At 39.2% G+C, this 16,080-nt stretch carries 11 protein-coding genes, 1 tRNA gene and 1 pseudogene; 6 read left to right on the top strand and 7 right to left on the bottom strand.

What is annotated here, in order from left to right; all coding sequences use genetic code 11:
- Positions 1-298 precede the first annotated feature (298 nt).
- Both AC5ZC7_RS14620 and AC5ZC7_RS14615 read left to right on the top strand, forming a co-directional pair.
- The gene (locus AC5ZC7_RS14620) at positions 299-2,758 is read left to right on the top strand and encodes a glutaminase domain-containing protein (RefSeq protein WP_496162373.1); all 2,460 of its coding nucleotides are present in this window, start codon (positions 299-301) and stop codon (positions 2,756-2,758) included.
- Positions 2,759-2,869: 111 nt separating this feature from the next.
- Positions 2,870-2,942, top strand: a tRNA-Lys gene (locus AC5ZC7_RS14615).
- A 577-nt stretch (positions 2,943-3,519) separates the two neighbouring features.
- Here AC5ZC7_RS14615 and AC5ZC7_RS14610 read toward each other — a convergent pair.
- The 3 genes and pseudogenes from AC5ZC7_RS14610 to AC5ZC7_RS14600 form a co-directional block, all read right to left on the bottom strand.
- Positions 3,520-4,455 (bottom strand): annotated as a pseudogene (locus tag AC5ZC7_RS14610) (recombinase family protein); the annotation flags it as partial.
- Complete coding sequence (locus tag AC5ZC7_RS14605) at positions 4,442-4,591, bottom strand: hypothetical protein (protein WP_496162374.1); 150 nt, start codon at positions 4,589-4,591, stop codon at positions 4,442-4,444. The gene AC5ZC7_RS14605 and the pseudogene AC5ZC7_RS14610, both read right to left, overlap by 14 nt.
- Before the next feature lie 553 nt (positions 4,592-5,144).
- Positions 5,145-5,372: a helix-turn-helix domain-containing protein gene (locus AC5ZC7_RS14600; protein ID WP_511911563.1), complete on the bottom strand. Its 228-nt coding sequence runs from the start codon at positions 5,370-5,372 to the stop codon at positions 5,145-5,147.
- Positions 5,373-5,821: 449 nt separating this feature from the next.
- Here AC5ZC7_RS14600 and AC5ZC7_RS14595 point away from each other — a divergent pair, with 449 nt between their 5' ends.
- From AC5ZC7_RS14595 to AC5ZC7_RS14580, 4 genes are all read left to right on the top strand, one after another.
- Positions 5,822-6,322, top strand: coding sequence for a hypothetical protein (locus AC5ZC7_RS14595; protein ID WP_496162376.1), 501 nt, complete (start codon positions 5,822-5,824; stop codon positions 6,320-6,322).
- 939 nt (positions 6,323-7,261) lie between these two features.
- Positions 7,262-8,632 carry an AAA family ATPase gene (locus AC5ZC7_RS14590; RefSeq protein ID WP_496162377.1) on the top strand — a complete coding sequence of 457 codons (1,371 nt, stop codon included), beginning with the start codon at positions 7,262-7,264 and terminating at the stop codon, positions 8,630-8,632.
- A gap of 28 nt (positions 8,633-8,660) precedes the next feature.
- A complete protein-coding gene (locus tag AC5ZC7_RS14585) occupies positions 8,661-9,578 on the top strand; it encodes a DUF4435 domain-containing protein (protein ID WP_496162378.1) in 918 nt (305 codons plus the stop codon).
- A 76-nt stretch (positions 9,579-9,654) separates the two neighbouring features.
- Positions 9,655-9,945, top strand: a complete 291-nt coding sequence (locus AC5ZC7_RS14580) for a DUF3892 domain-containing protein (protein WP_496162379.1) — start codon at positions 9,655-9,657, stop codon at positions 9,943-9,945.
- Positions 9,946-10,546: 601 nt separating this feature from the next.
- Here the strand turns inward: AC5ZC7_RS14580 and AC5ZC7_RS14575 are convergent.
- The 4 genes from AC5ZC7_RS14575 to AC5ZC7_RS14560 all read right to left on the bottom strand — a co-directional run bounded on the left by AC5ZC7_RS14575 (position 10,547) and on the right by AC5ZC7_RS14560 (position 14,654).
- Positions 10,547-11,062 (bottom strand): hypothetical protein, encoded by a 516-nt coding sequence (locus AC5ZC7_RS14575; protein WP_496162380.1) that lies wholly within the window; start codon positions 11,060-11,062, stop codon positions 10,547-10,549.
- Between the two features lie 32 nt (positions 11,063-11,094).
- Positions 11,095-12,384, bottom strand: a complete 1,290-nt coding sequence (locus AC5ZC7_RS14570) for a hypothetical protein (RefSeq protein WP_496162381.1) — start codon at positions 12,382-12,384, stop codon at positions 11,095-11,097.
- Positions 12,385-12,589: 205 nt separating this feature from the next.
- Entirely contained in the window at positions 12,590-13,465 is an 876-nt protein-coding gene (locus AC5ZC7_RS14565) for a phage integrase SAM-like domain-containing protein (RefSeq protein ID WP_496162382.1), read from the bottom strand.
- A 610-nt stretch (positions 13,466-14,075) separates the two neighbouring features.
- Positions 14,076-14,654: a hypothetical protein gene (locus tag AC5ZC7_RS14560; protein WP_496162383.1), complete on the bottom strand. Its 579-nt coding sequence runs from the start codon at positions 14,652-14,654 to the stop codon at positions 14,076-14,078.
- Positions 14,655-16,080 lie beyond the last annotated feature (1,426 nt).

Genomic DNA, 16,080 nt, shown 5'->3' with positions numbered 1-16,080 from the left:
CTTACTTGTGTCGAATTAAATTAATTTAAGATACGCGTAGATCTGAAAAACGTACTGACAAGGCTTCTCAGGGCCTCCAAGGCGTTGGCAGGGTCTGCGCTTTTTTTTGAGCAGAAAGCATAAAGCGGAAAGCAAAAAGCTATTTTAGCGATTGACAGGAGCGAATATTTAATTACTTATTTGCCTTTGTCAATCGCTAAAATAGCTTTTTGCTTTCCGCTTTATGCTTTCTGCTTTCAAAAAAATGTAATAAATTCAATAATTGTACTTTATACGCTTAATTGCTTTAAATCCCGTTATGTTCAGAACATTTTTATGCTTAGCACTGCTTGGCTTAGGCAGTAGTGTAGCCGCACAACAACAGGCGCCGGCCTATCCATTGATCACACATGATCCTTATTTCAGTATCTGGTCTCCCACGGATGAACTGAATAGCAGTCCCACCAGGCACTGGACAGGTACTACACAATCACTTACCGGTTTTGTGAAGGTAGATGGGGTTACTTATCGTGTATTGGGACAAAACGCACAGCAATACCAGACTGTACTGCCCACCAGCGAGGAGAAAAACTACCAGGTGAAATATACAGAAACAGACCCGGGCAACGACTGGATGCAGCCAGCGTACGATGACAATGCCTGGAAAACGGGGCGGGCGCCGTTTAGCGACAATGATGGCCAGGAGGGCACGCCATGGCATTCCCATGACCTATGGACCAGGAGAACATTCGATGCCGGAGACTTATCATCTGCCACCTTATTTTTAAAGATATCTCATGATGATAACATAAAAGTATACCTCAACGGAGAAGAGATATATAGCTTAGAAGGCTGGCTGAATAAATACATTTATCACCCTGTCCCAGATGCCGTAAAAAATAAGTTAAAGCCCAAAGGGAATGTATTGGCGGTTCATATTCTCAATACCGCTGGTGGCGCCTTCCTGGATGCCGGCCTATCCCGCCTGGTGGCGGTTCCCGGAATAAAAGGAATAGCGAAAGGTACTCAAACCGCCCTGCGTCTCAACGCCACCCAAACGGCCTACGATTTCACCTGTGGTCCTGTAAACCTGACCCTCACTTTCACTTCGCCTTTACTGATGGACGACCTGAACCTGATCTCCAGGCCTGTATCCTATATTTCCTACCAGGTAGCCGCTAATGATAACGCCACTCACCAGGTAGCCGTATACTTCGGCGCCTCTTCCAGTGTATGCGTAAACGTTCCCTCCCAGGCTGTTACCACCGCAAAGTATACCTCCGGTCAATTATCTGTTTTAAAGGCCGGCACGAAAGAACAGCCCGTCCTGCAAAAGAAAGGCGATGACCTGCGCATCGACTGGGGTTACATGTACGTGGCCGCACCTACAGCCTCGCATCCGCAACAATATATTAGTCCTGCTGCGGACGCCACACAACTATTTGTAAATGGCACTACCATCAGCAATACCAGGGCCGACAAAGAGCTGATGTTGAGTACTGTCGTGAACCTGGGCGCCGTTAACAGCATGCCCAAAGAACAACTGTTTCTCCTCGGTTACGATGACCTTTATGCCCTGCAATACTTTAATACCAACCTGAAGGCATGGTGGAAAAATGATGCCACCCAAACCATCGATAAGCAGTTGAATGCGGCATATCGTGATTACGCTTCTATTATTGATCGTTGCCACCATTTCAATACACAACTACATAATGACGCCCTGAAAGCCGGTGGTGAGTCTTATGCCAAACTCTGCGAGCTGGCCTACCGGCAGTCTATCTCCGCACATAAACTGGCTACGAGTCCACAGGGAGATATCCTGTTTCTCTCTAAAGAAAATTTCAGTAATGGTTGCATCAACACCGTAGATATTACTTATCCTTCCGCGCCTTTATACTTGCTCTACAACCCCGACCTGTTGAAAGGAATGATGAACGGCATCTTCTATTTCTCTGAAAGCGGCCAATACACAAAACCATATGCAGCACACGACCTGGGTACCTATCCGCTGGCTAACGGTCAGGCCTATGGGGAAGGTATGCCGGTAGAAGAATCTGGTAATATGCTGGTACTCGCCGGCGCCATCGCCCGGGCAGAAGGCAACGCCAACTACGCCCAAAAACATTGGGCTACCCTTACCACCTGGGCAGACTACCTGATGAAAGAAGGCTTCGATCCCGCTAACCAATTATGTACCGATGATTTTGCTGGACACCTGGCGCGCAATACCAACCTTTCGCTCAAAGCTATTGCCGGTATCCGTGCCTATGCCATGCTGGCACGTATGTCGGGGCAAACAGCCGTTGCAGATAAATACGAAAACGCCGCCAAAGAAATGGCCGCCGCCTGGACTAAGCTCGCTGATGATGGCGACCATTTTAGTCTTGCTTTCGAAAGTAAAAACACATGGAGCCAGAAATACAACATGGTATGGGATAAAGTGCTGAACTTCCATCTCTTTCCTGCATCCGTATATAAGAAGGAAATAGATTTCTATCTCGCTCACCAGCAAAAATTCGGCTTACCACTCGACAGCCGTAAAACTTATACCAAATCGGACTGGATTATGTGGAGCGCGGTACTCGCCAGCAACGATGATGATTTCAAGGCTTTTGTGGCGCCTTTATATACATATATAACGCAAACGACTACACGTGTTCCACTCAGCGACTGGCATGAAACTACGGATGGGAAAATGGTCGGATTTCAGGCGAGGAGCGTAGTGGGAGGGTATTTCATGAAGTTGCTGGATGCGAAGTTTAATGCCGCACCATAGGGACGTTTTATATATATCAGAAATGTTTTTTAGATAAATAATTAAAAATGAATTTGGAAGTAATTTAGAAATTACTATCTTTGCACTCCGTTAAACAAAAACGGGGTGAATGATTCCCTAGCTCAGTTGGTAGAGCAATACACTTTTAATGTATGGGTCTTGGGTTCGAGTCCCAAGGGGATCACGATAAGGGACAAATCTTTTTCAGAAAGGTTTGTCCCTTTTTCTTTTTGGCTCAAACGCTGCTCCAGCGCGTATATTAAATTAGCCGCTTCATTTATTCTTGTAGTTCGATAATGTGTTCCGTCAAAAATTAATTTTTCGGGGAATATTGATCTGATGATCTTTCTTTTTTCTTCAATGGTGCCGTTGTTATACAGGATGTCCAACTGGCAAAGGATTTCCATTGCCTTGCTTACAATGCCTTCGATATTATGATTGTTTTGTGGTACTTCGGACAGACGTGCTTCGAGTTCTGATATCTGTCTTTCATAGTCAGCCTTGCTTTCCCTATAATCAGCGGGATCAATTTCTTTGGAGAAGAGTAAGTTTCTGGCTTCCTTGATTTGATCGGATAAAGCGTCTATTGTGTTTAGAAGTTGTTTCCTTTCGTTGTAGTTAGTTTTTGTTTGAGATTTGAAGGCGAAGAGAATAGCTTGATTATATATTTCCCGGAAAGCAGGGCGGGGGACATACTTTTTTATTTCAGTGGCAAATAGCTCATTGGCTTTGTCTGCTTTGTAACGGCTTCCACAAGAAGAAACGCAATGGTAGTAATGATAATGTTTAGTGTGTCCTTTTGATGCACTGCCGGTAAGCATCTTTCCGCATTTAGGGCAGACAAGAAAACCTCTTAGAGGTAGCATTTCGTCAACGACGGTTTTTGTCCGTTGTTTCTTTCTTCTTCCGTCGAGTACTTGCTGGACTTTGTAATACAGCGCCTCGGAGATAATCGCCAGATGCTTGCCTTGCACAAACATGCTTTCTTCGTCCTTGTATTTGGGAACATGGATTTTGCCACAATACACTGGGTTACGGATCGCCATCCAGAAATTATTCTTGCTGCATTTTAAGCCTTTCAGACGGGCGGTTTTCCATATTTGCTCGGTGTTATACGTGTTGGCTGCAGTCTCGTGAAATACCCATTTCATAATGCCAGCTTCCGGTTCTTTGGGGCCGATGTACTTATCACCATTTTCCATCGTCCTGTTTTTATATCCGATTGGAGCCGTTCCCATCCATCGTCCTTCTTTTTTTGCCCGGCGCATTCCGTGGAATACATTTAACGCCCTACGGTCGTTCTCTACTTCTGGCGTTGCCAGATATACCGCCAGCATAATCTTGTTTTCAGGAATGGACATGTCGAGCGGCTGTTCTATTGCCTGTGGTTCTACGCCTAAGCTCCTTAGTTGGTTAATCATCTGGTAGGCATCCCCGGCGTTGCGACTGAATCGATCCCATTTTGTGAAGATGATCAAATCGGATTTGCCTTTGCTCTTCCGTAAGTCTGCTAATAGTTTTGTCCATGCAGGACGATTAAAAGTTTTTGCAGAATGATCTTCATAAACCACTTTACGAACCTGAATGTAATTCATGTCACAATATCTGCGTAGTACTTCTTCCTGGTTACGTTGGGAATAACCTTTATCAGCCTGTTCATCTGTACTAACGCGAATGTATAAGTCAGCAATTCTCATGACGTAAAATTTGGTTAACGGCAATCTCTGCCAAAATGTAGATTACAATCAGAATTTCTTCGGCTTCTTCTAACGTGATGTTTAAGCCTTCTTTGCGCAGTAGGTCCACTGCCATTTTTGGGGTCAACTTTTCCATAACACATTTCACTTTAAATCAACGACACTTTTTCTCCCGTGAATAAGGATGAACAACGAATATACGAAATGAAGTAGTTGTTTGGATCACTGAGAATGGTTATATGCGGGGGCGCTGCTGCCGCGCCCCCTGCGCCCCCCGGCAGGGGTTTCAAACAATGGTGGTAAATTGATAGTTTTTGTCATTTGTCATAGGGAAGGTGTGCGAAAGCCTTTTCCCTATTGGTTTTCAGTTCCTTGGGCGCATAAAATGCTGGATTGCATTGCAACCACTTTTTTTGAGATTTACAGCTTCGCAAAAATCTGCAAGATTACAGGTTGTATCACAACCTGACATTACCCTTGCCTCCGAAGTCGGCGGGTTGAGAATTAAAGAAGTGAAAATAGCATTAGAATATGGATGAAGGTACCTTATAGAAAGTCTTGTTTGGGAGTGAAAATATTTTTAACCCCAACAAATTTTAAAGAGGTTAAAATCAGGTTTAGAGATAAAATGAGAGTGCAAATGAGAAGTTACATTTCAAAAATGCTTTTTGAAAGAATGATAGATTGGATCATTTTCTTGGGAAAAATTGGTACAATTCGACGTCAAGTGCAACAGCCAATTTCACAATCGAATGAAACTCTATGTTCTTTTGTCCATTCTCAATCCGGCTAATATCGCCATTGTCGATTCCTGATCTGACTTCAAGATCTAGCTGCGTTAGTTTGCGCTCCTTTCTTAATTTGCGAATATGTTCACCGAGTTTAATAAGTTCTTCTGAATATCTATCTGTAGTCATTTCGATCATATTGAGCGAGTAAAGTGGTCGAAAAATCTTATAAAAAATCTGGTTTATAACACAAATTGTTAAAAAGAATTCTTATCTTTGCATTGAAAGTATTCATTTAATAATGAGTATTTTCGCGAACCCTTAATGTTATTAAGGCTTTCGCTTAATCCTCATCTTGGGAACCTGAGAAATTCTAAAGGGAATGAGGACGATAAGTGAATAGCCCATGCTATGCGTGGGCCCACTTACTCGTTCCCTAAGGCTTCTCAGGGCCTCCAAGACGGGTAATGTTGGGCCTGCGCTTTTTGTTTTGACCCTACTGTGCGCCCACTGACTAATAGAGAAATCAAGCTAGATCATAAGGAATTGATAATCGGATCGCCTGATCCGAAAGGGGATTTGTTTGGCTTAAACCGGATAGATATGCATTGTTAAACCAAGTTTTAAAAGTATTTATTATGGAAAGTTTATTAGCAGTTCTAAAGAGAATTACCCCTTATGGCTCTGAAAGAGGGTTCATTGAGCTTTGTTGGTGTCAGTTAAGCAAAGTGATAAGCAGCAAAGAAGCGGACGCCTGGTCATCAGATAAAAGGGATCATTTTATGTCACTGACCAATTTCTTCATTGCAACAGCGAGAGCGGTTTTTACTGTTCGGGATGCGCTGATTAAGGCTGAAGCTCGGGACTTGAATGAGGTTTTGTGTATCCAACTGGCGGAATCATTGGATGATTTAGCGGAATTTGCTTCCGTTGTTGGTCAGCATGAACTGAATGAAACGATCGATGAGTATGTGGAGATACTTATAAATCAGCAAGAGTGCTTTCTGAATACAGTAAGGGTGGAGTTTGGAGCATGTTATTTTAGGTCTTTTTTCCTAGCGGTTTACGATCTCGATATAGAGACGCGTATTTATATGGCAACTCAATTTTCAAACAATAAAACATTGATTTATGGGTAACGATATGAATGTATTGAATAAGCTTCATAGCGCATTTACCGCGAGTGCTATACGTTTTAGAGAGCGGGTTTGTGAAGAGTGTAATTATAGCGTTCCTACTTTTTATAGGAAGGTTAGGAGTGGGGATAGAATTGAAAACGGTAGGGTAGTTTCTGTGTTGAGTAATGCTGAAAAGGGTAAGATTTGCGAGATTGCAGAAGAGGTTAGAGGGGAATTGGAAAGCTCAATGTTGGATTTGTAGGATGGTAAATAATAGTTTTGAAGGATCGTGTAGATTTGGGAGCCGCTGCTTTCTCAGCGGCTTTTTAAAAGCCCCAGTTATTTTCAAAGGGCCATGGATATTTAACGTGGAAGGGTGTTGCAAGATTTGAACCTATCTACAAGGGTCAATCTTTTGTCTAAAAAGAGGAATGAGAGATACCGCGATTTCTATATCAAAGGACTGTGGGGAGTAGTACTATTTAGAGGAAATATTTGGATATTTATTAAAGAGAATCGAGAGGAATGCGAAATAGAATCCCTCTTTTGCGGAATAGCCTAAATCCTGTGTTAGGATTTAGACTATTCCTCCGTTTAGTAAATGTTTTTTCGATAAAGGTTACCTGTAGAGCATTTAGGGTTTAGGAAACGATCCAAACAGACCTTCAAAATCGAAGCCTTGAAATTTATTGGACTAGGAAAGTAAGTCAATGGCAATCAATTTTATTGAGTTAACAACAATATCATTTCACTCAAATGAGCCATCTGCTAGCATCTTACTATTTCCGGTTTTTCTAGGGATGGTATCTCATTCGGCTGTAAAGTTGTGTCAGCTAGGAGATGATGTAAAATGATAGTTAAAGTATTGGAGAATTTGTGTAAATTGATGGATCAAAGTCAGTTTCCTATATCGCATCTGTGGTATTAGGATCTTTTTAATAAATGTAATTCCAATAATGCATGGATCCCTTAACAAAAGAACATAACATAAAGTATTTTAAGATTGAATCCCTATTCAACGATCGAACAATTACAATTCCATTCGATTCTAACTTTAAGATTTTTATAGGTGAAAATGGGATAGGGAAAACCACTATTTTAAATGCTTTATATTACACTTTGACTTGCAAATTTTCAAAGCTCCGATTATTAGAATTTCAAAAGATAATCATTGAGTTCAATACAGGTAAAAGGATTGAAATTGATAAAGAGGACCTAGATGTGGTAGATGATGAGGAGAATATTCGATATAGACAGGACTTGAAGGTTATTGGATTAATTACACGGAATTTAAGTGAGTATGAAAGGGAGCTTGTGGCTAACATAGGTGTAAAGGAAGGATATAAATCGGGTAAGGAATTTTTGGAGTTGATAAATAGGCTGGCAGAAAAGTTGGAGTATCCATCTTATATCATTAAGAAAATATTAACATCCAACTTTTCGGGTAAATTTGCTAGGCTTGAGGATGCTAAATTGACGATTCGTAAAGAAATAGATGCAGAGGTACTTTATTTTCCAACTTACAGAAGAATTGAAGAGGAATTAAGCAAATTGGGAGCGCTTGATGAAGTAAAGATACCTCATGATGATTCTCGATTGATTCAGTTTGGTATGGAGGACGTTATTATTACGCTCAACAGAGTAATAGAGAGTATTAAGAACTCGGCAATATTAGGATTCTCCGAAATAACAGGTGAAATGCTAAGTGAATATCTTGATAATAATCCCGGCGTCGACAATGAGAAGGTAATCGTGCTTGAAAATTTGAATATTATTTTGGAGCGAGTTGGCGCAAATATTAGCCAATCAAATAAGGAACGTATAGTTGAGTTAGTCAAAACAAATGAAATATCAAATGATAAAAACTATAAGTACTTGCACAATTTCTTATCAAAGCTTATAAAAATATATGATCAACAGAGAGAAGTTGACAATTCTATTAAAATGTTTGAAGCTACATGTAATGGCTACTTGCATGGAAAGAAAATGGTTTATGATGAGAGCAAAGTAACTATAAGTGTAATACAGGACGGAGGCGAAAAGCCTATTCATTTGAAAAAATTGTCTTCAGGGGAAAAGCAAATCATTTCATTATTTGCAAAGATTTTTTTTAATGAACACAATAATATAATCGTTCTTTTTGATGAGCCAGAGTTGTCGCTATCTATGGAATGGCAAAAGAAATTACTGCCAGATATTTTAAAATCGCAAAAATGCAAACTGCTGTTGTCAGTTACTCATTCGCCATTCATTTTTGATAATGACCTTGATGAATATGCGGAAGATATAAGTAAGTTTGTAACTACAACTAGTTTTAAGCAGCCAGATTAAAGGAACCCTATAATCTATAACTATCGATATGAGTGTAGAATCATTAAGAGAGAATCGAAAAGGAGCTACAGTGATTTTTACGGCGTTTACAAGAATGAAAGCTTACTATAAAGATGGTGTTTTCTGTTGTTTTGAAGGGGATGATGCGAAATACTATTTTAAAAGAATTGAAGAGACGACAAAATATAAACCAGAGAATATAATTGTCTTAAACTGTGAGGGAAAGAAGGAAGTATTAAGATTTAAATCTTTGGTATCAGGTAAGGATGAATATAAATCTGTGAAATTATTATACTTTGTTGATAGAGACTTTGACCCACCGATAGAAATAGCTGATGAAGTATATGAAACGCCTGTTTATTCAGTTGAAAATTTTTATACGACCTTGCAGGCTTTTATTAGACTTATTAAAATTGAATTCGGTTACAATGAAAGTGATGATGCCTTTCAATTACTGAATGAACTTTTTATCGCAAGGCAGAATGAGTTTCATGAAAAAACCACTTTCTTTAATGCTTGGTTAGCTTGCCAAAGAGAAAAATCATCAGTTGATTCAAAAGAACGAGTGAACTTAAGTAGTTTTAGCCTAAATTCTATCATTCCTGTGATCAATCTTGATCAAATTGTCGCAAACTATGATTTAAGTAAAATAAAGACTTTATTTCCTGAAGCTATTGATGTTTCCGAGGAAGATGTGGAGTTAAAGATTGGAAAATTCAAGAGTGAGAATCGGCAAAAGATTTTTAGGGGTAAATTTGAAATAGACTTTTTATATAGTATTGTTGAAGCAATTAAAATTGAATATAACAAACCTGGCGGCAGGTTTAGGAAAAAAACAGGCGTGCAAATAAATCAAAGTAAAAAAAATATAATTGCAGAATTCAGCCAATATGCATGTACCAGTGAATGTTTGATAAAATATTTAGAAATTTTTAAATATGTTTAGAAGTTAGGTATTAGTTATAAGTTTAAGGAAATTTCTATATTTTTGGGGTTGTTAGCCCAGAAAAATAAAATTTAATATGGCAGTTAGAATTACATGTATTAGGAAAGATGAAGGGGTTCATGAAAATCCATATACGGCTATTCGTGAATTAGGATGGGTAAATGAAGATACCAATGCAAAAGGCGTTTCTACTCGGATCCAGATATATGATTGGATTTCGACTGGGGGGGTTGCATATGTTACAGATCTGTTCGGTAATAGAGCATACTTACAGCGAGAGACATCACCGAGAGGGAATAAGTTTGTAAAGACAGCCCCTGATTCATGGAAGACAGATAATCTTTTATCGCTTCCCGAATGTAAATAAACCACACTTCCTCAATAGGCTGTGTAATTTCTTAATATTGCCTGTTTTCATTTATTAAAGGGAACAATTGCCAACTGTTAGTTTTTACGCGGATAATTTCAGCTTGTTTTATCGCAAAATGCGTTTTAATTAAAAATAAAGGCTCTCTGGTATCCAGGTCTCAAAATTTCATGTCTTGCAAGTGAGTTTTGAATATTATCCCCAAATAGGGAACTAATGTGCAATAGTTGCGATTTAATCTGACAGTTAGGATTAATTTTAAATAACAGAACAGAAATTATAAAATATCAGCTAGCTTTCTTAGATCGTAAATAAAAAAGTTCGATTTCTGTGCCACAGGGATCACTGGAGAAACAAAAAACCTGCGCGCTGCGCGGGTTTTTTGTTTTTGGTCTATTTGTTAGTCTATCGAAGTGCGAAATTGCCTTTCCTGTATACTTAGTTTTATTTGGGTTGACTTGTCTATACCAATTTAATAATTTTTAAACTAATTGGCGCTGTTGTTCTTTGTAGGTAACTGTTTTTTGTCATGTTACATTGTCAAACAACAAGTACTGATATAACTAGCACTTGTCGTTTGATAGATTTGTATGACTTGGGACTATTTTTTTGCCTCTCGATATTGCAGAGATAAGGGTTGCATTATAAAAGAGAGTGAAATAGCAAGAGTATCTGCATTATCGTATTTAAATAGACGATTCAATTCCTCTAACGTAAAATTGGGTAAACCTTCGACATTATCATCAGGAGTAACTGTAATTGGGATAATCAAGGTAGTACCCTTATCCACCTTATTGCTAATGATTTCAGCCCAGTCAATAGTGTCATAAGTTTTCATTTCAGTTATATTATTGACCATTCCAGCAGGGGTTTCTTTAGAACTTAAAATTTGGATAACCTTATTTTTTTCTGACAGAACAAATTTTAAGGAAAAGGCGATAGCTTTTTTGCTTTCTTTGAAATTTGCGGGATATTCTATATTTCTGGAAATTATTTTTATTAATTTTTGTTGCTCTTTGTTACCAGGTAAATTTCTCTGCCCCAGAACAGTTTCGGTTGTAAATGCGCTTAGAAACAGCAGAGAAAGTAAAAGTTGGGAAATCTTTAAATTAGCCATTGAGAAATATTTAAATTAAGAAAACAAAAAAATTATCTGCAACGAGTGCCTTTTAGGTGTTTATCGTTATACTGGTCTGCTGCTAATAGAAGGTTATTGGCATCAACTGGATTTAAAGCATTCCAAGATGCGGTTTTTTGCAAACCACCCCAAGCAAGTGCTTTTGCATCATAGTCATTTAGTCCAGGGAAAATTTCCTGCAATGCAGTAGCTATTTTCGATACGTACCTATCAGCCATAAGATTGTGTTGTATATACTCAGAAAAAGTGAATTTGTTTGCGCCGGATTCTAATCCTTTTGCATCATACATTGCGTGTATCGCTTCATGCAAAATTGTAGCTACTATGTCTTCCTGAGCATATTTAGGCAAAGTTGAATTATCCAGTGTGATTTCTATATCAAACCGGCCAACAGCCGCGGTGGTTCCCGCAGTTGGTTTGGGAAGAGGCCCATCTAAAAATGTGAGTGTGATTCCATCTAGTCCAGAGAATAGGTCATTAAAGGCATTTGTAATTTCGTTTTGTAATCCCCTTGACAATGCAAGGTTAAGTGCTGCGGAAAGGCAAGGGTCATGTACCTGATCTTTCTTTATATCGGTGATAGTCGGAGGTGGGGTGGCTCCTCCATCCCACTCTGGATCAGCTTTATCGTATCTGTCTATTGAAGGTCCTCCTCTGTCTCCGGAATCCTGCCCTGATTCTCCACCACCTACTGGCCCTCCCACAGTTTGATCACAATAGTAATAGGATACTACACCATATACTCCATTTTGATAGTAAGTTGCTTGTACAGAATAGCAGGCTTCTGTTTTAGGTGTTTGCGTATATGCTTTTTTAGATGGAAAGGTTTTGATTTCGCTTTTGTATTTCATTATTCCCTTCTCATAGTAAATAGCATGTTTAAATTTCATCTCAAAATCATATGCGCCTAATGTGCCTTCAAAGTCAGCATTATTAATTCCTTTGGGATGAGTGTTAAAATAACTCGCTGTTGGTATAGCTTCTATAATTTCACCTGAGAGCTTCTTTTTCCCATCCTGACTAATTACCAATCGCCTATAGGCTTTTAGTGGGATTTCAAATGTGGCTGTCCAAATAAGCGGGAAGGATACACGTTTTAGATCGCTGGAGAAAATTGGATGGTCCCAGGCAATATTTAATGATGCATGGGAGGAGGATTCATAAAAAATTTTAGCTGCCTGAATTAATTCCTTTTGCGGGTCAGACTTTTTGTTTTCAATCTTGTCCTGCTTGGTACACGAATGCAAAACAAAAAGTGAACTCGCCAGGATTATGGCGATAAGGGATAACTTTTTCTGCATGCTCGACAAAAATTAGAGGTTAATAAAAAATTATGTTGTTGGTGTTATTCTGAAGTACGTTTCCATAAGCAATTATTGGGTTGTAAAGAAATATTCGGATTAACAATTGAAATTAGGATTTTTTTTGAATCCTCAAAAAATAAAAATAATTCTCCGTTTGTGAGTTGTCACATCTATTTAAGGGCTGTTGGTAGGAGCAGAACCTTTAGGAATTCCCTTTCTTATAGGAGAACTTGACAGTCTCGCAAATGCCCGCCAGTCGGCCAATTTCTTTAATATTTACATTGAAATCCGGGTTGTTTACGATAGGGATTACCTTTTGGAAGCGATTTATAAGGATCTCATTAGCCACGTCCATTAGGGGAATTACTACCCAGTAGTCCGATTTTCCCTGCTTTTTCCGGAGCATACCTTCCCGTATATCTTCTGGCTTGATATTGGAAAAATCTGAAAACCGAAGCCCGGTAAGGTATCCCAAAACAAATAAATCACGATAGGGAAGGAGGGAGGGGAAATCCGTCAGGTCAGTATTATATATCTGGTTTATCTCCTTCCATGAAAGGTATATAGCGTCCGAATCTTCATTCAGTATTTTAAAATCCGATAAGTCAATAGGAGGGATGATTTTACGGCGTACCCTATCCCGGACGAATATACGGAGCTGTTTAATCGTTTTGCCTACTGTGGCTGTTTTGAGGCCCTTTGTAACGGCCTTGCGCCTACGCTGGATATATTCAAATGTCAGGAAGTCGACCAGTCCCTCATAGAAATTAAAGTCAAGGCTGTTAAAGGTAATAATGGCCTTACGATAGTCCTGATAAGCCTGTAGGTGGTCTTTCATGTTTTTATAAACCCGCAACATGCCAGGCGTAACCTTATTGGTCTTGCATTTTATGTAATCATCTATCTGAAAGTAAAAGTCCAGGTTTGTTTCCGGCTGCCTGTCTGCAACCTTTTCCGCCATAGGGGAAAGGGTTGCGGGGTTTAGGTCAGGTTTAAAAATGCTTTTGACGAAGGCCAGCACGTCTATTATTTTCTTTTGCACCGCATGGGATATAATATCCTCAACCACACGTAGCATGGCTTTAAGTTTTTTGTTGAGTGCTTCGGGATCGCCAAATATTTCTGGTAGGTTTGCCGCTATCCGTGATCTTTTCCAATAGGCGGGAGGGATAGCGATTTCAGTGTTTAACAATGTTCTTTTGTCGGAGTTGTAGCAATACTGGATAAAAATAAGGCTTGTACCATCGCGCCTAATCTTGCTACTTTTGCATACTAATTTAAGAGGTAACAGCATAACTAGTCTATTTTTTAGTCTATTAAAGTGGGGCCAACCTTAATAAAGTTAAGAAGTAGAAAAGCGATTTGCTGTTGCAGAATGCTTAAAATCAACGTTTTAGAACGTGTTTAAGTGATCTGCGGTAAGACTAGGAAATAGATCGGAAATCCCAAGGGGATCACGAAAGAGAGTAAAAGTAAATACGCTGACGTAATTAAAACCTTGTAGAAGCTGATTCTACAAGGTTTTTTGTTTTTAGTAGTAAGTGTGTGAAAAGATAAGTAACGATAGAAAAGTGAGCGTTGAGGTTAGCAACAGAATGATTAAATTGTGCTAACCGTCACTGGCCTTAAATGCTATACCGTATTGCGTTTGATCAATGGGGCATTGCCAATCTGATAAAAAACAAATACTATTTCTTTTTTGCTGGTGATGATGCCATCATTTTGGGCGGAAGTTGCATATATTGATACAGTAAGTTGATTTTCCCATTTTCATCAAGCCTCCATGTTTCCTGTAGTTCCTTCGCGGTCGTTTTTCCTTTGGCGTCTGTTGAGGTCTCCCTGGTCCATATTATTACCCAATTTTCTTGCCTATCCTTGCTTTTGATCGGTAACCACGCATGGATAGAATTAACAACGGTGCCCATCTGTCCTCTCATCTTATTCGCAACAACAAAGAGGCTATCTCTGTTGCCGGCAAACATACTGCCGTCGGAAAAATACATGGTGTCAGTTTCTGCGAAAGAACTCTTTGAATTGTCAACAGTGTTGGCGTCCCAGTTTTTGTATAGTTCGAGTACTGTTTGCGCATTTTTAGGATCGCCGATTTCAAAATCCGAAGAGTATGCTGCTTTGTAGGGGTACGTTAGCATTTCCCGTTTAGAAGGAGTGGAATCAGCCGTTTTTACGGTTTCAGTTGCTGATTTGTTGGGGGCGGAAGTACAGGCTTCTAAAAAAGCAATAGCTACGAAAAGGTGAATCGTTCTCATAAAAATTGTTTTTCTGATTTTAAATAATAAACAAGTCAATGACAACGGAGGAAAAGTCGGAGAGAATAGGGGCTGGTAACAAGCTGTAAGATAAGAACTTTTAGGGAGAAGTGGTGAAATTTGGTGCATATTGTTGAGAGGCAACGTTTTAATTATATGTACTCATAGAGCAAGTTAATGACTTGCTAAAAAAGAGTGATATGAATCAAAATAAAACTAATCTTGAATATTATTGGTTAAACCTATTAAAGGTCAGCATAACGGTTAGCAATAAACACTCACCACTATCAAACACAGAATCTACAAAAACATTACAAACATACGTGCTACAAGGGGATCACAACAAAGAATACAAACAATATTAAAGCCGCATAAATATCATGATTTACGCGGCTTTAATGTTGTTTGACTACCAAGGTTTATCATTCCAAACGAATGTGAATGGTAACATATAAGGTTACACCAGCAATGCTTAAACTTAGTGTAACCTTTCTCTCTGTAAATGATTCACTGATCAGTATTTTAGGACTTTAAACCAAAGCAATTAACACCAACAACATCAAAGGAGTTAACCTTAAACCCACAAAGAGCATGAAAGGGTTACAAATTAATTTCAACCTTGGTTGTGGGAAGCCAGATACTCAAATCCAATATTTTCTCCTTGTCTGGAAGACTTTCATGCATTTTCGCTTTTACTTTCCCACCTATCTTTTATTAATTTATGCAAATGCAGATAATTGCACCTCACAACATTAGTTCGCATTCCTTATCTATTGTAGGGTCAGCGGACCTGATATGGCCCGTGACTAAGCCAGGTGGGCCTGATCCGAATCTGCATGGCCTGTATGGCTAATTGCAGCATTGCCGCCGGTCGGTCGTCACGGCAGCCGGGTTCGGCAGCCAATGTGCGAGATTTTTTTCGTCAAGTACCCTAACTAAAACAAGTTAATTTTTATAGACAATGAGGTAATATTCGAGAAGTCCTGCATGTTTTCATTGGATATCTTTGGTGTATTCAACCCGTGAGCAATTTATTCTTTTTCTATAGTGGCAAAGGATAAGACATGTCTTTCCATAACTGCTGCAAATACAGGTGAACAGCTATAATATATCTTTTAGGATAAAAAGTGATAATGATCAGATGCACACCTTTTCTTAACTAAAATAATACCCTTAATAAAAGAAGACAAAGCTGAAAACCAGGAGAAATGATGCAGGTCAAGCCCAATCTGCACATAATGTGATTACTGTGTAACCTGGTTACAGCAGCATAAACCTACAATCTACCCTGTAAACACCAAAACATAACACGTATGAATCAAACCATTCCCCGCAAGACCGGAAGCCGGTTCTTGTCTATGAAATTGCTGTTAACGAAATTGTGCAGCATTTTTAGGCTCTTAGTAATTTTACAGATGAATGCCAA

This window comes from Chitinophaga sp. 9-1-y (genome assembly GCF_059511905.2).
This window is presented reverse-complemented; position numbering and strand designations above follow the sequence as displayed.